A 22,977-nucleotide genomic window follows, 5' to 3' on the forward strand; every position below is an offset into this window, starting at 1 on the left:
ATGTTGGTATTTTAGTATAGCTATAGTATCCATTTTTAGAATGCAGTTTCGATTCTACCGAGAGCCAAAATATAGTCTAACCTTAAGATTGGTTTACATAATTGGATAATATAAAGGAGTAAGATATGTTAGGTGAAAGCCACGCGTTATTAGTTGATTTTCCTGAGTATACAGACACCATTTTAGCCTTAACCACAAAAAACAGTGAGTTCGCTGACTCTGCTCGTCGTTACCATGAGTTGGACACCGAAATCCGCAAGTTAGAACTGAGAAACTCCCCTACAAGTGATGACTTTATGCATCAAGCTAAACACGAACGATCTGTGCTTAAAGATAAGCTTTATCTTCAGTTTACTAAAGCGTAGAGGTCTGTTTTGAGCTGGAATCCAGCTCTTTTTTTATGGCCTGTGGCCACTAACGTCGTGGCGCTTCGCCCACACCAGATCAAGAGGAAACCAACGGCGGTTCCCTCTTCCTTTTTATAAAAGCATTGGCTCATTTGCCACATCAAAATAAATGATAGATGTTATTATTTCGCGACGTGGTGAATCCAGCTTTTGACCGCGTTTGTAGTCTGCTTTGTCCCATCCTGTCATCAAGAGTGAAAGTGTTAATGCTTCAGATGGGAGTCTGATGAGAATTCCTTCACATCAGACAAGTGGCTGAGCAACAGGGATGTACCGGTGCGTGTCGGAGAGTGAATGCCATGATAATACCAATCAGCACAAAAATGTGATCATTCTTACTGGTTAAAATCGCTTATAACGTCGTTAGACATTTTGAAGGTAGAACAACTAGCTCACTGCAACTTTGCCTTATTCTAAGCAATTTTTGCCTTATTCTAAGCAATTTTTCCTACGCAATTTCTGATCACTTATTTATCCTGATTGGTATAAACCTGTGAAATGAGTGCTCAGTGATATATTCTTGGCTCTAAGTTTTTCAAGCTATCTCAAGCCACTCAAACTATTTCAAACTCGCTCTTACATCTGCGATGGTGATGAACAGTTTGTGTTCTGCATCTTGAAATGCCTGGAATCCATAGCGTTGAGAGAAGTGCTTTGCGCCATCTTTTGCGTCAACAATCACCACTGGGAATGCTACGCTGTCACTCGCAGTGAGCAACTTTTGCAATGCATCAATAAGTAACCATTCACCAACCCCCTGGCCTTTGTAACGCTTATCTACTGCTAAGCGGGCGATGAGGCCGCCTGAGGTTGAAGATTGATACTTTTTTTGTAGCTTATGTGGCAGGGCTTTTATGTCTATCGGGGTCATTGTTAATGTATAAAAACCGATAATATGAGCGTTATTGATATCATCTTCTAAAACAAAGGTTCTGGTGTTGTCTTTTTTAGCTTGCTGACTCGCCATAACTTTCAAGTAGTTATTAAGTGCGTCACTGCCACAGTTAAAGCGGTTCTATCGTGTTTTGCCTTATCTAACAGTACCATATTCATTATTGGTTTTTGCTTTTATAACGTTCAGAAGCCGCTTGTAGATTTGAGTTTGCGGTTGCTGGGCGGTCTAGGGCTTCCATAAGTAAAGTGGCATCAGCTTGATTAAGCTTTAGCGTTTCTTCACGTTCAATCACTTGTTTGGCCTTTTCGATTGCAGCATTTAACATAAATGAATTAATGCTCGACATGCCAGCAAGCGCCGCGGCTTTCGATAATAAATCTTGGGTGTCAGCATCAACTCTAGCGGTGATGCGAGGTAACGTAGCTGCCATAATATTCTCTCTATTTGTGCCAAAGTGTCACATAAGCGTTATGTGGTTAAATTGCTCAAAAAGCAATCTGCGTGTCACTTTGGCACATAAGGAAATAGATTGAGAAGCTCTATTCCTCTCCTTTCACAAACACCTGACGGCCATTGACCCAGGTGGCGATGACCTTGTTTTGCCATATTTGTTGCGGGTTTATTGCAAAGTAATCGTCCTCAACCAAAATAAAATCTGCTTTTTTACCTGACTCTAGTGTACCCAATAACTGCTCTTGGTGGCCGGCATAGGCTGCGTCGATGGTGAAGCTTTTAAACGCTTCAATACGTGACAATTTCTCACCCGCCAACCAACCGTCTAAAGGCTTGTTAAGATGATCTTGACGGGTGACCGATGCATGCAATCCAAAGAATGGGTTCGGTGATTCGATAGGAAAATCTGACCCATTGGCGATGACGGCATTGGCATTTAACAGCTTGCGCCATGCATATGCGCCGGCAAGCCGCGCTTTACCTAAACGGTTTTCGGCCATGTTTTTGTCGCTGGTGGCATGGGTGGCTTGTACCGAAGCAATCACATCGAGCTGGGCAAAGCGGGGGACGTCAGCAAGGTCGAGAATTTGAGCATGCTCAATACGATGACGTAATGCCTTAGAGTCGGTTTTGGCAATAGCGCTTTGATATTTATTAAGCACGACCTGGTTGGCGTTGTCGCCGATGGCGTGGGTATTAACCTGAAATCCGGCTTTCATTGCCTGTAAAATCAGTTTGCCTAATTGCTTGTCTGAATACAGCATTAAGCCTTTGTGGCCGGGTTGGTCTGAGTACTCTTTAATTAACGCCGCACCGCGGCTACCTAATGCGCCGTCGGCAGATATTTTTACACTGTCGACTTTAAACATGTCGTCGCTGGTGTTGATATGACCTTGCTTTAATACCGTGTCAAAACGTGGGTCTTCAACCGACAGCATGCCATTAACGCGCACGCTCATGGCAGTGTTTGCCGCTAATTGCTGGTAAGCTTTAATGTTGTTAATGCTGATCCCCGCATCATGTACGCTGGTTAAGCCATATGAGGCTAAGCTGTCCATTGCTAGGGTTAACGTAGACTCAAGCTGTTGCTGATTAAGATCGGGGATGATGTTAAACACCAAGTTCATCGCATTATCGATAAGCACACCTGTAGGATTACCTTGCTCATCCTTAACTATTTCTCCACCTTCTGGCGAGACGGTGCTGGCTGAAATACCGGCCAGTGCTAGCGCTTTACTGTTTACCCAAATCGCATGGCCATCAACCCGTCCAAATGACACCGGATTAGCACTGAATGCTTTATCTAGACTTTCTTTGCTGGGAAATTGTTTGCTAAACCATAACTCTTGGTTCCAACCGCGACCCATTAACCAACCGTCTGTCGGATTTTTTTTGAGAAACGCGAGTGCGCGTGACACCGCATCTTGTTCGCTACTGGTGTTGGTTAAATCTGCGGTTAATAAGCTTAAGCCGTAACTGAGCACATGACCGTGGGCGTCGATTAATCCGGGCAGTAAAGTTTTACCTTTACCATCAATGGTAATGATATCGTTGGCTATGGGTAAAGCCTGGTCTTTAGTGAAAAGTCGGTCGATTTTATCGTCGGTGAACTGAATTGCATTAAAGGTGTGTAATTTACCGTTAACTAAGGTGTAGCCGTTAACATCATGCACTAGGGTGGTTTGCGCGAAAGTGCTTGCACTCAAACTGCAAACGCCCAATGTTATCAACAGTGCTATATAATCCTTTTTCATCATTTCATCCCTTTATGCGACTAATTTATCAACACTTATTAAATGTTAATTAATGGTTAATAGCAAGAGGTCGCAAGCGTCAGATTTAAAGCAATTGTATTCGCTTTTCTTAGTCATTTTATGTTGGTCACAAAGTTGGTTATATACATATCTGCAACTATTGTATGACATAGAGGTTTGGTTTAAATTATCAGATTAAGACTGCTCTATTTATCTCAAGGACAGAGCTACAGAAAGTCGGGATGACTTATTTATTTAATTTCCTACCTTTTACCGTCTAATTACTTGAGTAAACGATCCGGCTAACCGGGCTAGAACATCATGCTATAACAATTCAAATGAGTAAATTTAGATGAAAAAATCTATTTAGCGTTATCACTGATTGCGGTGACATTTTTCTCTGGTTGCGCCTCTGTACCTATGGCCTCCTCTGAGCAAGACAATGCTTTAAAGCAATTCCAAAAACCACAAAATGGTAATGCTGGTTTATATATCTATCGAAATAGCTTTGTGGTACAAGCGCTTAAGAAGAATGTGTATATTGACGGAAAATTAATAGGTGAAACTGCAAATAAAGTTTATTTTTACAAAGAGTTAGTTCCAGGCAGCTACGCTCTAGCTACTGAGTCTGAATTCAGTGAAAATAACATTGAATTACCAGTGGAGGCAGGGCAGCTCTATTTTGTTGAGCAGTATATTAAAATGGGTGTTTTTGTTGGCGGTGCAGCGTTGAAAAAAGTGGATATCGACACTGGTATGAAAAACATTAAAGAGTGTAAGTTAGCGAAAGAGACGGATTTGGATATTTATTTACCGAAACAAGCCGTAGCTCAAAAATAGAAAGCGTTAAATTGTCAGCTCAAAAATCGCCTAGCCAATGCTGGGCGATTTTGTTTTTAAAATTTAATTGCCTAGCGTCTGTTGATCTTTCAAGGTTATTTTTGCAGCGAATTGTTGGACATTTGTACAAGGCAGAGACTTTGAGGTGTAGTTATTCTACATAAAAAGTCGATAACGCAGTAAAAATGGCCAACAAACGCTGCCCGAAGGGTTCGGCTAAAAACGTTTTACTCTTTGTTGAATGATTCTTTGCAAATAAAGAGTTGCTTAGATTGCTAGGTATCAATCAATTCGCCTCGATTAAAACGTTTTTAACTCGAACAAAATTTAACCAGCAAAGATCAGCTTAGCCCTAGTTAAACTTAGTCAACGTTTTAGCAAGGTCATTCACATCTAACACGTTATAGTCTGGCTCTGCAGCCAGTGGAAACAACACTTTACCCTGGCGACGAATAAACGCAGTTTGTAACCCTGCTTTTTCAGCACCTGCGATGTCCCAACCGTGGGCAGCAACCATTAGGGCTTCGTTAGCGTTAACGCCTAAATCTTTAATGCTACCATTGGTAAGTGCTTAAATGCGGCTTAAATACACCGACAGATTCGATGCTTAAGTTGGCATCAAAATACTGACTTAAGTTTGCATTTTTAAGCTGTAATTGTACGCCTTCTAATGATGAGTTAGTTAATGTTACGAGCTTATAACCTTGCGCTTTTAATGCTGCTAAACCTTCTGCAACATCTGGATGAGCAGGCAATGAGCGTAATGGCGTTACAATCGCGGTTTTAGCTTGTTCGTGAGTGATTTCAATACCGTTAATTTCGGCCACCATCTCTAATGATGCCACCCCAATATTACCAAATGACTGATATTCGCCAGTGGCTGAAACCACTAAAGAGTGATGCAACATGGTTGAGAACCACAATGGCAATAAATCGTCACGACCATTTAACGCAGTGCCAACTGATTTGCGCATGTTTTCTAGATCTAACAGGGTTTCATTCACATCAAAAATAATCACTTTAGGCTTTGTGAGTTCAGTGGCTGAATCAGTTGGTTCATTGGCGAAAACATGGCTGCTGTTTAGCAACAAAAACGCGCTAGCAATTGATAGTAGTGTGCGGATTTTCATAATACCTCTGTCAATATGGGTTAGGTTAACAATAAAAAGATTTTGAACGATCGTTCACAATGTATCTAGCCTAAATGAAATAGATCTTAAAATCACGCAATTATTGATTTTATCTTGTTGGTCTTACAGGTATAGAAGGAGAAAGAGCCATATGTTGTGTATAAAAGCCAACAACATACGGCTTGAAGGCTTGAAATGCGATTAACGGGGTAAGGCAACTACCTCGCCATTTTTGACCACGTTTAAACAAGGATTAACCCCGTAGGAATACGCGAGTTGAGCGGGGGTGTTGATATCCCATAAACAAAAGTCAGCTTGCTTGCCTACGGTAATACTACCAACGCGATGCTCGAGTCCCAACGCCTTGGCGGCATTGATGGTAACGCCTTGCAGGGCTTCTTCTGGGGTTAACTTAAACAAGGTACAGGCCATGTTGAGCATTAATAAGGTTGAGCAAATCGGTGATGAACCTGGGTTAAAGTCGCTGGCTATCACCATCGGCACCTTGTATTGACGCAGTAAATCGATGGGCGGTAATTGGGTTTCGCGTAAAAAGTAAAAAGCCCCAGGTAATAACGTCGCGCAGGTTCCACTTTCGCTTATGGCCTTAACTCCCGCCTCGTCTATAAACTCAATATGATCAACCGACTTAGCCCCCAAGCTTGCAGCTAAGGCGCTACCACCCATATTAGATAACTGCTCAGCGTGTAGTTTTACCTGTAAACTCGCTCGCTTAGCAGCGCTTAATACTCGCTCGGTTTGCTCAAGATTAAAGGCGATATTTTCGCAAAATACATCAACGGCATCCGCTAAGTTTTCTGCGATTACTGCGGGCAGCATGTCATTAATAACAAGGTCGACATAGCTGTCTACATCGTCCTGATATTCTGGCGGAATGGCATGAGCACCTAAAAATGTGGTGCTAACATCGATATGATGATGCTCGCCAAGCTCACGGGCAACTCGCAATAGTTTCAGTTCGGTTGCAGTGTTTAAGCCGTATCCTGACTTAATTTCAACAGTAGTGACACCTTCTCTGGCAAGGGCATTTAAGCGTTGGCGACCTAATTCAAATAACTCTGCTTCATCGGCATCACGACAGGCATTAACCGTTGAAATAATACCGCCACCGGCACGGGCAATATCTTGATAACTGGCGCCTTGGAGCCGTTGCTCAAACTCATTGGCGCGATGACTCGCAAACACCAAGTGAGTGTGTGCATCGATAAGCCCTGGGGTTATCCAACCCCCTTGACCTCTGTAAACCGGGGTTGCCAAAACGTCAAATTCGGGCAGTTCATTGCGTGAGCCAACCCAAGCAATTTTACCGTCTTTTACTGCAATTGCTGCTTGCGGTATTACCCCGTAATCACCAGAAAAGCTGGGATTCATGGTGGCGATATTGATATCTATCCATACTTGATCCCACACCATGTTATTCCTCTTTTTCATCGAAAAAATTTGTCTTCTATGTAAGGTTAAACAATACTTGTTTAACCTTGTATATACAAGGTAGGCTAAAACCTGAGATAAATAAATTATGGCAATTTTGTCAGTATTGGAAGTGAAGATATGGCTCAAGCAAAGTTTGCTCAAATTAAACAATTTATTTTGTCACGGATTGAAACTGGTGAATGGCAAGAAAACGATCGCGTGCCGTCTGAGAATCAATTAACAGAATTATTTGTCTGTAGTCGCATGACTGCTAGGCGGGCGTTAACTGAGCTGGTGGCATCGGGTGTGTTAGAGCGCACTCAAGGCGTGGGCACTTTTGTGGCAGGGCTTAAGTCGCAGTCATCGTTATTGGTCATTCGTAATATTGCCGACGAAATTAAAGACCGCGGTCATGGCTATAGCGTTACACCGCTTGAGTTAAAGCAGATTGACGCCAGTACCGCGGTGGCTAATGCATTGGGGCTTGAGGTTGGCAACCCGGTATTTTATTCAGTACTAGTACATTGCGAACAAGGTTTACCTCTGCAAGTGGAGGAGCGCTTTGTTAACCCCAAGTTAGTGCCAAAGTACCTAGAGCAAGACTTTAGATTGCAAACGCCACACGAATATTTATCTGCTGTGGCGCCGTTAACTGAAGCGCGTCATACCGTTGAAGCCATTATGGCCACTGAGTTGTTACAGCAAAGGTTGGCAATAGAGGCCACTGAACCCTGTTTACAAATTTTACGCCGCACCTGGTCGCGCCAAGGTGTGGTGAGTTTTGCACGGCTAGTGCATCCCGGCAGTAAGTTTAAATTAACCTCTGCGTTGGTGAATGAATGATGCTAATCAATGAGGATATGCTCCATAGCGAATAACCATAACAACAATACAAAACACAACAAGACCAAACCGGATTGACTCGGTTGAAGAGGATATTATGGACAAACGACACGACCCAAGCCGGCGCATTATTGCGCCGCATGGTACCCAATTACAGTGTAAAAGTTGGCTAACAGAAGCTGCGATGCGGATGTTAATGAACAATCTTCATTCTGATGTAGCCGAACGTCCAGAAGAGTTAGTGGTATACGGCGGTATTGGCCGCGCCGCGCGTGACTGGCAAAGTTACGACAAAATTATTGAGGTGCTGAAACGTCTTGAAGATGATCAAACCTTATTGGTGCAGTCTGGTAAACCTGTTGGGGTGTTTACCACTCATGCTAATGCGCCGCGAGTGATTATTGCTAACTCAAACCTGGTACCTCACTGGGCTAACTGGGAGCACTTTAATGAGTTAGATAAAAAAGGCTTGGCAATGTACGGCCAAATGACCGCGGGTTCGTGGATTTATATCGGCTCGCAAGGCATTGTGCAAGGCACCTATGAAACCTTTGTCGCCATGGCCAAGCAGCATTTTAATGGCTCGTCAGCAGGTAAGTGGATTTTAACCGGCGGCTTAGGCGGCATGGGTGGCGCGCAACCTTTGGCAGGCACTATGGCGGGTTACTCAGTGTTAACCTGTGAAGTGGATGAAACCCGTATCGATTTTCGGATGCGCACGGGTTACGTCGACAAAAAAGCCACATCATTAGACCAAGCCTTAGCGATGATTGATGAAGCGAACCAAAGCGGCCAGCCCGTTTCGGTAGGATTGTTGGCTAACGCTGCTGATGTGTTTAGTGAGTTAGTCACCCGTGGTATTACCCCTGATGTAGTGACAGATCAAACCTCGGCGCACGATCCTTTAAACGGTTATTTACCCCAGGGTTGGACTTTAGAGTATGCCGCTCAAATGCGCAAAACAGATGAGGCGGCAGTGATTAAAGCCGCTAAACAGTCGATGGCGGTGCAAGTGAGAGTGCCATGTTGGCATTGCAAGCTGCAGGCGCGGCAACTACAGATTATGGTAACAATATTCGTCAAATGGCCTTTGAAGAAGGCGTGAGTAATGCCTTTGACTTTCCAGGTTTTGTGCCAGCTTACGTGCGGCCATTATTTTGTGAAGGCATTGTGGCCATTCCGCTGGGTAGCCTTGTCTGGCGATCCAGAAGATATCTACAAAACAGATGCCAAAGTTAAAGAGCTTATTCCTGATAATCCCCATTTACACAATTGGCTCGATATGGCTCGTGAGCGCATTGCGTTTCAAGGTTTACCAGCGCGTATTTGCTGGGTCGGTTTAAAAGACCGTGCCCGTTTAGCGTTAGCGTTTAATGAGATGGTTAAAAGCGGCGAGTTGTCGGCTCCCATTGTCATTGGTCGAGATCACTTAGATTCAGGCTCGGTTGCCAGCCCTAACCGTGAAACCGAAGCCATGCTTGATGGATCTGATGCGGTTTCAGATTGGCCATTAATGAATGCGTTATTAAATACTGCAAGCGGTGCCACTTGGGTGTCATTGCATCATGGCGGCGGTGTCGGCATGGGTTTTAGTCAACATTCTGGGGTGGTTATTGTTGCTGACGGTACCGACGAGGCCGCGGTGAGGTTAGGCCGCGTATTATGGAATGATCCCGCAACTGGGGTGATGCGTCATGCCGATGCGGGTTACGAGCTTGCTAAAGATTGTGCCAAAGCGCAAGGCTTAGACCTGCCAATGTTAGGAGCGTAACCCATGCCGACTTACTCATTTGAATTGATCCCAGGCACCTTAACATTGGCACAAACTCGCGCCATCAGCCGCAATAACGTCAAGATAACGCTTGCTAAAGATGCGATTAAAGATATTAATCAAAGTACTGAAATTGTCCAGCAAGTGCTGCGTGAAGGTCGTACTGTATATGGCATCAATACTGGGTTTGGCTTGTTGGCCAACACCAAAATAGCACCGCAAGATTTACAAGTTTTGCAGCGATCAATTGTGTTGTCTCATGCCGCAGGTATTGGCCAATACATGCAAGATGCCACAGTGCGTTTAATGATGGTGTTAAAAATTAACTCATTAAGCCGTGGGTTTTCTGGTATTCGTCTAGAGGTGATTGAGTTTTTAATTCAGTTAGTGAATGCCGGCGTATATCCGTGCGTACCCGAGAAAGGCTCTGTCGGTGCATCGGGCGACTTAGCACCATTAGCGCATATGTGTTTGCCATTATTAGGCGAAGGCGAAATGAGCTATAAAGAGCAAATTATATCGGCAAGCGAAGGCCTAGAGGTTGCAGGGTTAGCGCCGATTGAACTGGCTGCTAAAGAAGGCTTGGCGTTATTAAATGGCACTCAAGCATCAACAGCATTAGCGTTAGAAGGTTTATTTAATGCAGAAGATTTGTTTGCCGCCAGTTCTGTGATTGGTGCCATGAGTGTTGAAGCAGCAATGGGCAGTCGAAGCCCATTTGATGCACGTATTCATTCCGCCCGAGGGCAAACAGGTCAAATTGATTCGGCGGCGATATTTCGTCATTTGTTAACAAGCGAATCAGAGATCAGCCAAAGCCACAGTAATTGTGAAAAAGTACAAGATCCATACTCACTGCGTTGCCAGCCACAGGTATTGGGCGCGTGTTTAACTCAAATTCGTCAAGCGGCAGAAGTGCTAGGGGCTGAAGCCAATGGCGTGACCGATAATCCGTTAGTGTTTCAAGATACTGGCGACATTATATCTGGCGGTAACTTTCATGCAGAACCCGTGGCAATGGCGGCAGATAACCTAGCGATTGCCATTGCTGAAATGGGTGCGATTGCTGAGCGTCGTATGGCGCTGCTGATTGACGCTAGCTTGTCAAAATTACCGCCATTTTTGGTCAATAATGGTGGGGTGAATTCAGGCTTTATGATTGCACAGGTTACGGCAGCGGCACTGGCTTCTGAAAATAAAACCTATGCTCATCCAGCTTCGGTAGACAGTTTACCCACATCGGCAAATCAAGAAGACCATGTATCGATGGCAACCTTTGCCGCACGTCGTTTGCGAGACATGAGTGAAAACACCCGTGGCGTGTTAGCAATTGAACTACTCGCTGCGGCGCAAGGGCTAGATTTTAGAAGCCCATTACAGCCCAGTACTGCCATTGCTAAGGCAAAAGCTGAGCTAAGAGAAATCGTGTCGTTTTATGATCAAGACCGCTATTTTGCCCCTGATATCGATAACACCGTTAATTTACTGCTTAGTGCGAGTTTTAATCGACTATTACCGCCAGAGTTAATGCCAAGCTTTTAGGATTTAGCAAACAAAAAGGATCGCGAGATCCTTTTTGTTTGCTAAACTCCCCTTGATTATCGCCAGTGGTATGCTGAGTTAACTTTATTGAATGAATGTACTGAATTGAATACTCAATTAAGTGCATAATACTTGCAGTAAAAACCTTCGGTTTTGTTTGTCTTCTGGGTATTAAACGTTCCTTTGTGTAAAGGACTATGTGGCTAAGGATTTGTGAGTGAATACAGAATTTAGGGTAGAGGTTGCCTCTTGGTTAACCCAGCTAGGCATTGACAGTCAGCCAACAGATGGTGTGGCGACATCGGTATTAATTTTTGCTTGTTTGCTTATTGCTGGCATTGCTTATTACATTACCCATCGATTTGTGGTGCATGGACTTAATGCGGTTATTCGCCGCTCATCAGTCACCTGGGACGATATTTTTATGCGCTTTAATGTGCTAGAGCGCTTAGCGTTATTAGTGCCTATTGTGCTGTTAGATTTGCTTATTCCGATTGTGATCAATTCACATGAGTTTGCCAGTGTCATTATTGACCGCCTCCTTAGTTCATTGCTGGTGTTCTTTATTTTAAGGGCTATTTATGGTGCGCTAAATGCTGTTGATGAAATAGCCGATGTTAATCATGTAAACCGCCGAATACCGGTTAAAAGCTTTGTGCAGCTCACTAAGTTATTCCTATTTTTTATTGGCTTAATTATAGTTTTCTCAATACTAGCCGACCAGTCGCCTATTTACTTTTTTAGCGGTTTAGGTGTCGCTACTGGTTTTATGATGTTGGTGTTTCGCGACACTATTTTGGGCTTTGTTGCCGGTATTCAGCTTGCGGCTAACCGCATGGTGAGCAAAGGCGACTGGATCCAAATGGATAAGTACGCCGCTGACGGCGCGGTAGAAGATGTCACATTAACGACCGTAAAAGTGCGCAATTGGGACAATACCATCACCATGATCCCTGCGTATGCTTTGGTGTCTGATGCTTTTAAAAACTGGCGGGGCATGTCTGAGTCAGGCGGGCGTCGTATTAAACGTTCAGTGAATATTGACGTTAACAGTATTAAATTTTTAACAGATGAAGAACGTATTCGTTTAGGTAAAGTGAATTACCTAAAAGAGTATTTACCACAAATATTCAGTGAAATTAGTGCGGCCAATGCCAATATTAGCGATATTGATATGAAAGTTAACGGGCGCCATTTAACTAATATCGGTACTTTTAGGGCGTACTTACAAGAGTATTTACGTCGTCATGACAAAATTCATAAAGACATGACCTTAATGGTTAGGCAGCTCGCGCCAACCACTGAGGGCTTGCCGATCGAACTGTATATTTTTACCAATGATATCCGTTGGACGTATTACGAAGGGATTCAAGCTGATATTTTTGACCATGTTTTTGCAGTGTTGCCTGAGTTTGGGTTACGGGCATTTCAAAACCCAACCGGTAATGATATTCGCAGCATTAAACAATACAGTGAGCAGCAATAGTCAATCGGTAAGGATGTGAGTTGTGGCTAAGTGTCGTTATAGTCAAGGCGCTGTTTTACAGCGTCGGTTACTCCAACGGGTGCGCTTTTTAGTCTGTTACGTGTTGGCCATTACCTGTGTCATCTTGCCTGCACAGGCCAATTGGTTCAGTGATATTCATCGTAGTGTCAGTGGTGATGAAAAAGCGCCTAGCCTGAATCCTCTTAGCCTTGCTGAATTAGCTGACTATCCTGCAGATTATACCTATGAGCGCGTTATCGCGCCCAGCCATCAAGCGCCAGTATTTGTTTTGCAAGCCGGTCTTGAGCATCGCGACACTGTGGTGCTTATTCATGGCTTAGGTGACCAGGCGTCGAAAGATTGGTTAACGGTAATCCCAACACTTGCTAAGCAATACCATGTGGTGGCTATCGATTTACCCGGATTTGGCTTATCTCAAGGAGCTGTATTTACTTACTCGCCGCAACAATACGCCAAAGTTATCGATTGGCTGATAACTCAATATCGCCATGATGGCCAAGTTTACCTTGTGGGTCACTCTATGGGCGCGGCTATCAGTGTGTATTATGCCAGCCAATATCCTGGGCGTATTCAACAATTGGTGTTGGTCGATGCGGCCGGTATTTTAGATCGTACCGCCTACATTAAGCGGATTTCGACCCGCGATAATGATCAGGCCGATTTACCTCAGAGTGTTAGACGAGTTTTGGCTCGGGTAGACAACCTTGCCGATAAATTATTGGAGAAAACCGGCACAGGTTTTGACCCAACACGGATTTTTAGTGGTGACTCCTCGTTACGTAATATGACCATTGGCGAGCAAACTAATGTTAATGCGGCACTGGCGTTGATGGAACAAAATTTCTCGGTGTTAAGTTATCAATCCGTTCCGCCAACTCAGATTATTTGGGGCGGTCAGGATATCGTGGCACCGCTGCGCACAGCTTATGCGTTGCAACATGTTTTACCTCGTTCTCAGTTGCAGGTGATTAATCAAGCTAACCATGTGCCAATGAAGTCTCATCCCAATGAGTTTAATCAGTTGTTATTAGATAGCCTTAACGCCACGATTGAGCCTCGAAAAGCTCGACCACAAAATAACAGTGAGCGAATGAGCCGCTGCTTTCAAGATGATCAGAGTGAATTTAGCGGTCAATATCAGCAAATAATATTGAACGATTGTAAGTTGGCGCGCTTTGATAATGTGGATGTGAAGCACCTGGACACGACAGACTCTATTGTTACCATAACTGCAAGTCGTATTGGTACGGCCAATCAAACCATGCAAATGACTCGCAGTGTCATTAATGCTACAGACACTGTAATACTTGGCCAAATGCAAAGTCATCGCAGTCGTTTTGATTTTGCCGGGGTCAGTTTTTACGGTGAGTCGCCAGTGTTTGTATCGCAAGCATCAACTCGACTTGTACTATCACTAACAAGAATTATCACTCCCACCCAATCGACACGCCTGGGTGGAAGTTACGTATTAGCTGAGCAAAGCCTAGAAAGTGCGTTGTAATACTTAATGGCGTTCAGTTGAGGATTGTAACTGGTAATTTGGGATTTTTTGGGACGATAGCCTGTGATGGTGCGATAAAAATCCATTAATTGGTTCATTTCTGTTTCAATATTGCCTGTTGGAGTTAAAGGCGGCGAGAGCACAATGGTTTTGCGGCCAAAATCTAAACCTACTGGGACAATATCTACCTGTGCTTTAACTGCAATATGATAAAAACCGCTTTTCCAGCGAGTAACAGGGCTACGTGTGCCTTCTGGTGCCAGCGCTAACTTGTAGTTGGGATCTTGTTGAAACAACTGTGCAGCAGCATCGACGAGGTTATTATGTCTGCGCCTATCAACAGGGCTGCCACCCATCGCACGAAATAGCCATCCCCAAGGCGCAATAAACAATTGGTGCTTGCCTAGGAAATGGATTTTTGTACCTAATGCGCTTCGGGCAATAATCCCAATAATAAAGTCCCAATTGCTGGTATGAGAGCCAACTATCATCACGCACGATTGAGTTTTATCGAACTGTCCTTCAAACGTCCACCCCAGCAGACGCATTAATCTTATACACAAAGTGTTTATCATAGTGGAGTCCTAATCAGAGCGTTTACGCTTCTTATTATTGTAGCCTTTCTTAACGTACGACTGCATGGATGCAGGAGGTAGAGCAACGCAGGAGCAGTTGCCGACGACTGCATGGATGCAGGAGGTAGAGCAACGCAGGAGCAGTTGCCGAGAACGACTATGTCTTCAAAAGGTTGGTTCAAATACCTCACTGATCATTTTCGCTAAAAGAGCAAATTCTAATGCGGATGGGTATGACGCACCCAATAGGGGCGTTTAGTGATTAAAGCATATAATCTACTCTTCGCCAATTGACTATGAGATTGGCTGTAGCGGGCTGATTCAATAAGTCATGCCCGCAGCAATATGCGATATAGGGGATGAGAGAGTTAGTGAGTGGTTGGCTTATCGAACTCTGCGATGCGCTTGGCTTCATCTAAAATGACTTGCTCTAGTTCTGCTTCAGACTTCATCCGTTCTAAATCATATTTCATCCGCTGTTGTTTTGGCAGGGCTTTACGTGCGTCCATGATGGGATGATCTCGAATGATGTCATAGTGAACAAATAAGTTAGGAAAATCACCAGCCACTTGTTCTGACATTGATAATGCATCAAACAGTTTACCAATGCGCACCACACCTTCAGAAAGCTCGCAGCGGTCTTCTAACATGGCTGCAGCAATATAACGAATATCGGTAAGGATTTGCTGTCTACGCTCTTCCGCTTTGGCTTGACGCTCTGCCTGCGCTTTTTGGTTGGCCTCAGTGCGGCGCTTAAGGGTTAATAATAGGTGAGTGGCGTACGCGGCAAGGGCGATGATAATGAGTAATGCAATAATAATGGCGATAGTTGGCACAATTTATCCTTTTTTGAATACAAAACTGGCGCGAACCTAGTTTATTGGGGATTTACCCAATCAACTAGGTGTGCGCCAGTTTATTCCATTCAAATGAAATTCATTGAGTGGTTTAGTCTTGTTTTTGATAATCTTTAAGCAGATCTGCGCCTGACTCAAAACGATTTAATAGCTCGTCGTCTGTCAGTTGCTTTTTAGGGCTAGGCGCAGGTGCTTCACCACCTTCAGTTAGCCCTAAACGTTGCATTAACTGCTCGATTTTGTCTAATTGAATATCTAACCATTTTTGATCGGCGTTAGACAGATCGCGACCTTCTTCAAGTTGGTCAAGCAACTGATTTAGTCTTGGATCTTCTTCTAGCTTCAGCAATTTTTGCTCGTCAGTTATTTTAGGCTGTTTAGGCTTAACCACTAACGGCTCAGTGATTGATGTTGGCAATGATAATGCAACCGGTTTTTTACTGCCATGACGTGCATCTTTTGTTACTGCTACGCCACTGCCAGAAGCTTGTTTAAGTAACGCTTCATTATGACGGCTGCCAGATTTACGGCCAGATTCTGATTTTTTACCATCGACCGCTTTACGATCGGTTTTTTTACTCTTGGGGCAAACTTAGAGCCGTTTTCGCCGCCTTTGCGAGTTTTTTTACTGCGAGCCATGATGTTCTCGTTAGGTTTTCTAAACACGTCCTTGCAGAGTAATTTCTCCAAGGCACTAAATAAGGATGCGCTTTATATCAGGTTTTGACGATTTTTGCATCAAAACCAGATCTTTTGCTGCAAATAATAGCTCAAAATCACTGTGAGAAGCTAAATATTCGAATGTTGTTTGCTGATAGAAGCTCACATGAGTGGGATTATTTTTATAATGCCACTTCGCAAATAGGGCTTTGTCTGTGAGTAGTGGGGTGCTAATGGCTAACCAGCCATTAGGCTTAATCAGTTGGCTTAATAATTTCCATTCGCGAATGGGATGCCTAAAGTGCTCAAACACTCGGTAACAACAAACAAAATCGTAGTTCTGACTTAAAACAGACTGATCGGCAGCAAAGAATGGGTCGTATTGATTCACTTGATGGCCGGCTTCAACAATGCTCAGCTGACTTTTTTCATCTAATACTCTACCAAAGTTTAGGCCTTTTAAACTGCCTGTTTGTTGCTCGGCGATTTGCGCTAACAGGGGTAAAACAAATTGTGATAGTTGTTTTTGTTTAGATGATTTTTGTGCCCGACCATATCGCTGACGTTCTAGATTGGGCATAAGGTGTGAGTTTGGGCTAGCGAAGACTAAGTCGCATTGTGGGCAAGCGTAAAAAGCTCTTTTTTTGTCTTGAACAAAAAAATTGGCTGAATGATGACACAGTGGACATGGGCTCATTAACGACAGCAGCACCTTAGTAAACAATATATAGTGATATTACCCATCCGCATTAGCATTTGCGCTTATAGCGAAATTTATCAGCGGAATATTCTGCGGTAGCCTTTTGAAGAACCCTCTGGCAAACATAGCGTCTCAATACCTTTGATGTTGATAACGATACCTGTAGTCATTTCCATTGTACTGGTTTTAGTGACGCAGCCTAAAATAGTTCACATTCTAATAAGGGTATGTATAACAATAAACTATACCAATGTCCAAGTGATAGATATAACCATTGGCTGTAGATATGCGATAAAAAACACATAAAAAAAGGTGGCAGTAAACTGCCACCTTATAAAACAGTGCTTAAATGCACCTTATTCTGATTCCAAGTATCCGTACTTGCTATGTGACTATCCCGGTCAGATCTTAACTTTTGTTTTGCTGTCCGTGCTTTTGTAGTTGTTATTGGTCATCGCTGACGCTTTTTTATATTCTGTCGCCGTCCTGACTACAGCTTCCGTAGATGGTCTTCAATGACACATCATTATCCTCTTTGTCTTCTGTGACTATCAGTCAACCATCCTTGTTTTTTGTACCTTCGAGCAAGCTTCTTATGGATGCATCCTCAACAAAATGTTGATCCGCGGCTATTTGAATCATTCAAAAAACACCAAAAGGGTTACTCTGTTGTGTAAGGCAGTGCTAAATAGCGATTTGACCAGTCGGTCAGTTCCTTACAAATTTTACGACCTGGATTTCAAATTGAAATCGCGACTCATGTTATTAATATTAGTGAGTGGCCTTAAATTATTATTGTTATGACTTTTCTTTATTCTTATATCTTAAATGTATCAGTCCGAAATCTGTTTGATGTTATTAAGTTTATGGTCCAAACAGCTGGGTTTACCTCGGTACGGGGTGTATTTAACTCTAAAACCGTGAACTGTGTCAAGTATTAATGCAATCAGTTGACGTAAACGTCAGCTTTAGGGTAATAAAAATGAGCAATATATGCTCATTTTTATTATCTCGAACTCAGTCTATTATTTCTTAATGCTTGAAATATATTTAGATAGTGCTTCGATATCAGCATCTGACAATTTTTTAGCAACATCTTGCATCATGCCATTTAAATCGTTGTTACGAGAACCGTCACGGAACTTAGTTAACTGGATTTTGATGTAGTTAGCATGTTGACCGCCAATCATAGGGAAGCCAGCCGCAGCAGCACCACTACCCTCAGGACCATGACATGCGATACAAGAGGTGATACCGCGGGCTGCATCGCCACCTTGGTAGAGTTTTTCGCCTGCTTCTACGCCTTCAACCGCTGGATTAGCTGATTGAGTTTGGCTAGCGAAGAATGCTGAAATATCCGCGATATCAGTATCGCTTAACGCGATAGACATACCACCCATGATTGGATCCATACGACCTTCTTTGCCACCAGTTTGCATGGCAGAGCGGAATTCAGTTAATTGCTTTTCAAGGTATGCAGGGTGTTGGCCTGCAAGTTTTGGGTACATATCGATCATGCTGTTGCCGTCAACACCGTGACAGGCAGAACATACGATTACTTTAGTTTTGCCGGCTTCAGCATTACCTTCAGCCATAGCAGGTGATGACATAGTGGCTACTACAGACAGCGCAAGAGCTAACTTTTTCATGGCGTTCCAACTTCTTGTTAATTTATTGTCCTGAGCTTACTAGGAAGACCCGCAAGCGTGGTAAAATGATTTTTCCAAGCACTTTGGTGTAGTTTACGTGGCTCGAGTACAACGAGATCAACTATGACTACTTCACACATATCAGCGTTGCTTGGTTAAATAATGTGATCAGGGTAATATTTTACACGAAAACGTGCAAAAGTAAGCAATTGTTAAACATTTATGGTAATGCATTTACTGAAAGTAATTTAATTGGAGTGACTAGTGACCGAATCTCGTATCGATTTCCGTAAGGCAAAGTTTTTAATCAGTGCGCCTGATATTGCGCATTTAGATCAGTATCTTCCTGGGGATATCGGGGTTGAGATTGCTTTTGCTGGACGCTCAAACGCAGGTAAATCAAGTGCATTAAATGCGCTTACTGAACAAAAAAGTTTAGCTCGTACCAGTAAAACCCCAGGTCGTACCCAGTTGATTAACGTTTTTGAGTTGGATGCTGATCGCCGTTTAGTGGATTTACCGGGTTATGGTTTCGCCCAAGTACCGTTAGCGCTTAAAAACAAATGGCAGCAAGCATTAGGCGAATATTTGCAAAAGCGTGCTTGTTTAAGTGGTGTGGTGGTATTGATGGATATTCGTCATCCGCTTAAAGATCTTGATATGCAAATGATTGAATGGGCTGTATTAAGCAACATCCCTGTATTAGCCTTGTTAACCAAGGCTGATAAATTGACCCAAAGCATTAAAATGAAAACCGTTAACGAAGTGCGTAAAGCATTAGCTGACTATGGTGATAAAGTACAAGTTGAACCGTTTTCGTCATTAAAAGGCACTGGTAAGCCAAAGGTGTTGAGTGTCTTAAATGACTGGTGTCACCCAGCATGGTTGCCTGAGCAGCAAGCGTTACGTGAGCAAGCCGAGCAAGAATAATGTTGATGAAATAAAACCAGACACCTTGAAATAACCGACGTTGAGTCGGTTTTTTTATTTGTTTTTGATGAAAATCATCCAAAAAAAACCGACGGCCAAATGGCTATCGGTACAAAAATTAGCTCTTTTGGGGAGAAGCTAAATTCAACAAGACTCAAGTGTCATCAACTCAATTTGACGACCCTCAATGACCATAGAATAACTGCTTTTTTTATAAAGTTAAAGTATTTACTCTAAATATATTTTTAAGCGAAAAAAAAACCAAAAAAAAGCCCCAGCAACCTAAGTTGCTGGGGCGCCGAATTTGGCTAGTCACTATTGCTAGTGAAATAAAGGTTTGAAAGATTGAACATCTTAACCTCTGTACCCTACGAATGAGATAATAGCGCATTCGCCTTAAAATGAAAAACTGTTTTTCATAAAAAGACACAATAACTGTGAGTTTGACCTCAAATCGTTGCTTGTTTGTTAACCAGAGCGACAAGCTGTTATCAGTTTTATGCTGATATGAACACAAGATTAGTCGTTTTAAGAGATGCTTTGACGCCTTAAACAATAATGCCGCATTGAGACAATGCGGCATTGTTGTTCAGTCTGCCCCTAAGGAGGTGTGACAATATTAGCTTTAGTGGGCTTGGTCCCAGTTGTCGCCTATTCCCGCCTCTGCCAGCAATGGCACATCAAGTGATGCAGCCTGTGCCATTAGGTCGCACACTTTGCTTTTAAGTGCTTCAGCTTGTGTTGCATCAACTTCAAATACCAATTCATCGTGTACCTGCATAATGAGGGTGATTTCACCTTGTGTGTCTTGATTAATCCACTGGTGAATCGCAATCATGGCTTTTTTGATGATATCAGCGGCGGTGCCTTGCATCGGCGCGTTAATCGCTGCGCGTTCAGCGGCTTGGCGGCGCATTGCATTACGGTCGTTAATTTCTGGTAGGTATAAACGGCGGCCAAACAGTGTTGATACATAACCTTGTTCGGCGGCATCAGCACGTGTTTCTTCCATGTATTTTAAGACACCAGGATAGCGAGCAAAATAAGTGTCGATGTAGGTTTGTGCTTCGTTACGCGGAATATCTAATTGTTTGGCTAAACCAAACGCAGACATACCGTAAATTAAGCCAAAATTAACGGCTTTAGCACGGCGACGCTGTTCGGTGGTGACTTCTTCAAAGTGAACACCAAACACTTCAGCTGCGGTGGCTCTATGAATGTCTTTACCTGCAGCAAATGCGGTTAATAAGCCATTGTCTTGAGATAAATGAGCCAGTTATGCGTAATTCGATTTGCGAATAGTCGGCGGCTAAAATTTTACGACCGGCAGGGGCAATAAAGGCTTGGCGAATACGGCGACCTTCTTCGGTTCGAATCGGGATGTTTTGTAAGTTAGGCTCGCTTGACGACAAACGTCCGGTAGCGGCATTGGCTTGGTGATAGCTGGTATGAACACGGCCGGTGGTGGCATTGACCATCAGCGGTAATTTATCTGTGTAGGTGCTTTTTAATTTAGCGAGGCTACGGTGTTCAAGAATAATTTTAGGTAGCGGATAGTCTAAGGCTAATTCAACTAATACTTCTTCTGAGGTTGAAGGGGCACCTTTTGGGGTTTTCTTTTTAACTGGGTATTTAAGTTTTTCAAAAAAGAGCGTTTGCAGCTGCTTAGGCGATGCGAGGTTAAACTTCTCGCCAGCAATCTCGTAAGCTTTATTTTCAAGGTCATCGAGTTTTTGGGCCAGTTCACCACTTTGTTGACTGAGTAGCATTGAGTCGATTAACACCCCTTGGCGCTCAACGTCTGATAACACCTGAATTAACGGCAGTTCTAATTCGTTAAATACTGAGGCTAATGCTGACTCTTTTTCTACGCGCGGCCATAAATGCTCATGTAAACGCAAGGTGATATCGGCATCTTCTGCTGCGTAAGGTCCGGCTGTGGCTAAGTCTATTTGATTGAAGGTCAGCTGTTTAGCTCCTTTCCCCGCAACGTCTTCAAAACTGATATTTTTATGGCCTAAATATTTTAACGCTAAACCATCCATGTCGTGGCGTGATGCGACCGAGTTAAACACGTATGACTCAAGCATGGTGTCAAAGCGTACGCCGCCAAGCTTAATGCCTGCATTGGCAAAAATACTCATGTCATACTTTAGGTTTTGACCGACTTTTTGTGGCGTTTTGCCCTCTAAAATAGGGCGCAGCTTTTCAAGCGTTGCGGCTTTGTCGAGTTGTTGTGGCGCATCAAGATAGTCATAGGTCAATGGCAGATATGCTGCTTTGCCTGCTTGAGTGGCAAATGATAAACCGACGAGTTTGGCTTCCATGTAATTGAGACTGGTGGTTTCGGTGTCAACGGCAATCAGTTCAGCTTTACTGAGTTCATCAATCCATTTGTCTAATGCTTCTTCGCTAAGAATGGTTTCATATTCGGCTTCGATAGCGGCAGAGACGGTAATTTCTTCGTTGCTATCTTGGCTAACCGTGCCTGTAGGTTGTTTGTTGTCTAACACTTCTGCTAACCAGCGCTTAAACTCCATTTCACCAAAACATTTGATTAATTCATCGCGATCTTGTGGCTTAACATTCAGCTCATGCCAGTCTTGCTCTAATTCGACATCGGTTTTGATGGTGGCAAGTTCATAGGAGAGCTTAAGCATGTCAGCGTTATCGATAATTTTAGCTGGCATGGTTTTGGCGCCTCTAAAGCCAACTTCAACTACGCTTTGTGGATTAGCCAAAAGCTGCTCCACACTGCCTACGCCTGTCAGCATAGCTAATGCAGTTTTTTCACCGACGCCAGGTAAGCCTGGAATGTTATCGGCTTTGTCACCCATTAATGCTAAAAAATCAATAATGCGATCTGAGTCAACGCCAAATTTAGTTTTGACCTCTTCTGGTACCATGATGGTATCTGTCATGGTGTTAATTAAGGTGACATGTTCGTTGACTAACTGCGCCATGTCTTTATCGCCGGTGCTAATTAACGTGGCTCGGCCTTCTTTGCTCGCTTGCAAGGCTATGGTGCCAATCACATCGTCGGCCTCGACACCTGGAATACTGATCAACGGCAACCCCATAGCATGAATAATGCGATGTAACGGAGCTATTTGATTACGCAGATCATCTGGCATTGGCGGGCGCTGTGCTTTGTATTCATCGTACATGTCATTACGAAACGTTTTACCTTTAGCATCAAAAACCACAGCAATATGGCTTGGACTATAACGGCTTAACAAACTACGTAGCATGTTTACAACGCCATAAACCGCACCCGTCGCTTCACCTTTTGAATTTGTTAAATGAGGCGGCGCATAATAAGCGCGATAAAGATAAGAAGAGCCATCGACGAGGACGAGCGGATTATTAGGAATTGTTGGCATAATGTGTTTTTCGTTTTATGTATTTTGCGAGACAGATAGGATGACATTATACCCACAGCACCTCAAGGTACTTGTGAGATTGTCACAAATTTATCTACTTGAGTGTGGATAAACTCAAAGATCCGACAAGCCGCGCGGTTGGTGAG

17 protein-coding genes and 5 pseudogenes are annotated in these 22,977 nt (G+C 43.4%); 10 read left to right on the forward strand and 12 right to left on the reverse strand.

The window, feature by feature from the left end; genetic code table 11:
* Positions 1-125: 125 nt before the first annotated feature.
* On the forward strand, positions 126-365 hold the full coding sequence (locus N4T56_RS20395; protein ID WP_261734470.1) for a YdcH family protein: 240 nt from the start codon (positions 126-128) through the stop codon (positions 363-365).
* Positions 366-966: 601 nt separating this feature from the next.
* Here N4T56_RS20395 and N4T56_RS20400 read toward each other — a convergent pair.
* The 3 genes and pseudogenes from N4T56_RS20400 to N4T56_RS20410 form a co-directional block, all read right to left on the reverse strand.
* A pseudogene (locus N4T56_RS20400) lies at positions 967-1,463 on the reverse strand (GNAT family N-acetyltransferase).
* Complete coding sequence (locus tag N4T56_RS20405; RefSeq protein ID WP_188739005.1) at positions 1,460-1,732, reverse strand: type II toxin-antitoxin system TacA family antitoxin; 273 nt, start codon at positions 1,730-1,732, stop codon at positions 1,460-1,462. Before N4T56_RS20405 ends, N4T56_RS20400 begins: the two are co-directional and overlap by 4 nt.
* 109 nt (positions 1,733-1,841) lie before the next feature.
* Positions 1,842-3,461 (reverse strand): amidohydrolase, encoded by a 1,620-nt coding sequence (locus N4T56_RS20410; protein WP_315903076.1) that lies wholly within the window; start codon positions 3,459-3,461, stop codon positions 1,842-1,844.
* Between the two features lie 435 nt (positions 3,462-3,896).
* On the opposite strand from N4T56_RS20410, the gene N4T56_RS20415 reads away from it, so the two are divergent.
* Complete coding sequence (locus N4T56_RS20415; protein ID WP_315903077.1) at positions 3,897-4,349, forward strand: DUF2846 domain-containing protein; 453 nt, start codon at positions 3,897-3,899, stop codon at positions 4,347-4,349.
* A gap of 19 nt (positions 4,350-4,368) precedes the next feature.
* Here N4T56_RS20415 and N4T56_RS22890 read toward each other — a convergent pair.
* From N4T56_RS22890 to hutI, 3 genes and pseudogenes are all read right to left on the reverse strand, one after another.
* Positions 4,369-4,632 (reverse strand): annotated as a pseudogene (locus N4T56_RS22890) (hypothetical protein).
* Between the two features lie 69 nt (positions 4,633-4,701).
* Positions 4,702-5,479 (reverse strand): annotated as a pseudogene (locus N4T56_RS20425) (haloacid dehalogenase type II).
* A gap of 201 nt (positions 5,480-5,680) precedes the next feature.
* A complete protein-coding gene (hutI, locus tag N4T56_RS20430) occupies positions 5,681-6,913 on the reverse strand; it encodes an imidazolonepropionase (RefSeq protein WP_261734883.1) in 1,233 nt (410 codons plus the stop codon).
* Positions 6,914-7,051: 138 nt separating this feature from the next.
* Between hutI and hutC the strand changes: the two genes are divergently transcribed.
* From hutC to N4T56_RS20465, 7 genes are all read left to right on the forward strand, one after another.
* Entirely contained in the window at positions 7,052-7,756 is a 705-nt protein-coding gene (gene hutC, locus N4T56_RS20435; RefSeq protein ID WP_261734471.1) for a histidine utilization repressor, read from the forward strand.
* 97 nt (positions 7,757-7,853) lie between these two features.
* On the forward strand, positions 7,854-8,861 hold the full coding sequence (gene hutU, locus N4T56_RS20440; RefSeq protein WP_261734472.1) for a urocanate hydratase: 1,008 nt from the start codon (positions 7,854-7,856) through the stop codon (positions 8,859-8,861).
* Positions 8,780-8,995: a hypothetical protein gene (locus N4T56_RS20445; protein WP_261734473.1), complete on the forward strand. Its 216-nt coding sequence runs from the start codon at positions 8,780-8,782 to the stop codon at positions 8,993-8,995. Before hutU ends, N4T56_RS20445 begins: the two co-directional genes overlap by 82 nt.
* On the forward strand, positions 8,916-9,527 hold the full coding sequence (locus N4T56_RS20450) for a hypothetical protein (protein WP_261734474.1): 612 nt from the start codon (positions 8,916-8,918) through the stop codon (positions 9,525-9,527). The genes N4T56_RS20445 and N4T56_RS20450 overlap by 80 nt, the downstream gene beginning before the upstream one ends.
* 3 nt (positions 9,528-9,530) lie before the next feature.
* Positions 9,531-11,069: a histidine ammonia-lyase gene (hutH, locus tag N4T56_RS20455; protein ID WP_261734475.1), complete on the forward strand. Its 1,539-nt coding sequence runs from the start codon at positions 9,531-9,533 to the stop codon at positions 11,067-11,069.
* Between the two features lie 217 nt (positions 11,070-11,286).
* Positions 11,287-12,555, forward strand: a complete 1,269-nt coding sequence (locus N4T56_RS20460) for a mechanosensitive ion channel family protein (protein WP_261734476.1) — start codon at positions 11,287-11,289, stop codon at positions 12,553-12,555.
* Positions 12,556-12,577: 22 nt separating this feature from the next.
* Positions 12,578-14,077 carry an alpha/beta fold hydrolase gene (locus tag N4T56_RS20465; protein ID WP_261734477.1) on the forward strand — a complete coding sequence of 500 codons (1,500 nt, stop codon included), beginning with the start codon at positions 12,578-12,580 and terminating at the stop codon, positions 14,075-14,077.
* Here N4T56_RS20465 and N4T56_RS20470 read toward each other — a convergent pair.
* The 5 genes and pseudogenes from N4T56_RS20470 to N4T56_RS20490 all read right to left on the reverse strand — a co-directional run bounded on the left by N4T56_RS20470 (position 14,038) and on the right by N4T56_RS20490 (position 18,518).
* Complete coding sequence (locus N4T56_RS20470; protein WP_261734478.1) at positions 14,038-14,652, reverse strand: lysophospholipid acyltransferase family protein; 615 nt, start codon at positions 14,650-14,652, stop codon at positions 14,038-14,040. The two genes, N4T56_RS20465 and N4T56_RS20470, sit on opposite strands and share 40 nt — an antisense overlap.
* A gap of 368 nt (positions 14,653-15,020) precedes the next feature.
* Complete coding sequence (locus tag N4T56_RS20475; RefSeq protein WP_261734479.1) at positions 15,021-15,488, reverse strand: DUF2489 domain-containing protein; 468 nt, start codon at positions 15,486-15,488, stop codon at positions 15,021-15,023.
* 112 nt (positions 15,489-15,600) lie between these two features.
* Positions 15,601-16,148, reverse strand: a pseudogene (gene yihI, locus N4T56_RS20480) (Der GTPase-activating protein YihI).
* A gap of 55 nt (positions 16,149-16,203) precedes the next feature.
* Positions 16,204-16,866: a class I SAM-dependent methyltransferase gene (locus tag N4T56_RS20485; protein WP_261734480.1), complete on the reverse strand. Its 663-nt coding sequence runs from the start codon at positions 16,864-16,866 to the stop codon at positions 16,204-16,206.
* Positions 16,867-17,894: 1,028 nt separating this feature from the next.
* Positions 17,895-18,518, reverse strand: coding sequence for a c-type cytochrome (locus N4T56_RS20490; protein ID WP_261734481.1), 624 nt, complete (start codon positions 18,516-18,518; stop codon positions 17,895-17,897).
* 264 nt (positions 18,519-18,782) lie between these two features.
* On the opposite strand from N4T56_RS20490, the gene yihA reads away from it, so the two are divergent.
* Positions 18,783-19,448, forward strand: coding sequence for a ribosome biogenesis GTP-binding protein YihA/YsxC (yihA, locus tag N4T56_RS20495; protein WP_261734482.1), 666 nt, complete (start codon positions 18,783-18,785; stop codon positions 19,446-19,448).
* Between the two features lie 625 nt (positions 19,449-20,073).
* Here the strand turns inward: yihA and polA are convergent.
* Positions 20,074-22,831, reverse strand: a pseudogene (gene polA, locus N4T56_RS20500) (DNA polymerase I).
* Positions 22,832-22,977 lie beyond the last annotated feature (146 nt).

The sequence above is a fragment of the Shewanella phaeophyticola genome (genome assembly GCF_025398315.1).
Taxonomy (GTDB): domain Bacteria; phylum Pseudomonadota; class Gammaproteobacteria; order Enterobacterales; family Shewanellaceae; genus Shewanella; species Shewanella phaeophyticola.

What these genes read in the sequence shown, in the direction of transcription:
- hutI (WP_261734883.1), bottom strand. Translation starts at nt 6,913, where the DNA reads ATGGTGTGGGATCAAGTATGGATAGATATCAATATCGCCACCATGAAT.
- N4T56_RS20405 (WP_188739005.1), bottom strand. Translation starts at nt 1,732, where the DNA reads ATGGCAGCTACGTTACCTCGCATCACCGCTAGAGTTGATGCTGACACC.
- N4T56_RS20445 (WP_261734473.1), top strand. Translation starts at nt 8,780, where the DNA reads ATGTTGGCATTGCAAGCTGCAGGCGCGGCAACTACAGATTATGGTAAC.
- N4T56_RS20485 (WP_261734480.1), bottom strand. Translation starts at nt 16,866, where the DNA reads ATGAGCCCATGTCCACTGTGTCATCATTCAGCCAATTTTTTTGTTCAA.
- N4T56_RS20490 (WP_261734481.1), bottom strand. Translation starts at nt 18,518, where the DNA reads ATGAAAAAGTTAGCTCTTGCGCTGTCTGTAGTAGCCACTATGTCATCA.
- hutH (WP_261734475.1), top strand. Translation starts at nt 9,531, where the DNA reads ATGCCGACTTACTCATTTGAATTGATCCCAGGCACCTTAACATTGGCA.
- N4T56_RS20395 (WP_261734470.1), top strand. Translation starts at nt 126, where the DNA reads ATGTTAGGTGAAAGCCACGCGTTATTAGTTGATTTTCCTGAGTATACA.
- hutU (WP_261734472.1), top strand. Translation starts at nt 7,854, where the DNA reads ATGGACAAACGACACGACCCAAGCCGGCGCATTATTGCGCCGCATGGT.
- hutC (WP_261734471.1), top strand. Translation starts at nt 7,052, where the DNA reads ATGGCTCAAGCAAAGTTTGCTCAAATTAAACAATTTATTTTGTCACGG.
- N4T56_RS20470 (WP_261734478.1), bottom strand. Translation starts at nt 14,652, where the DNA reads ATGATAAACACTTTGTGTATAAGATTAATGCGTCTGCTGGGGTGGACG.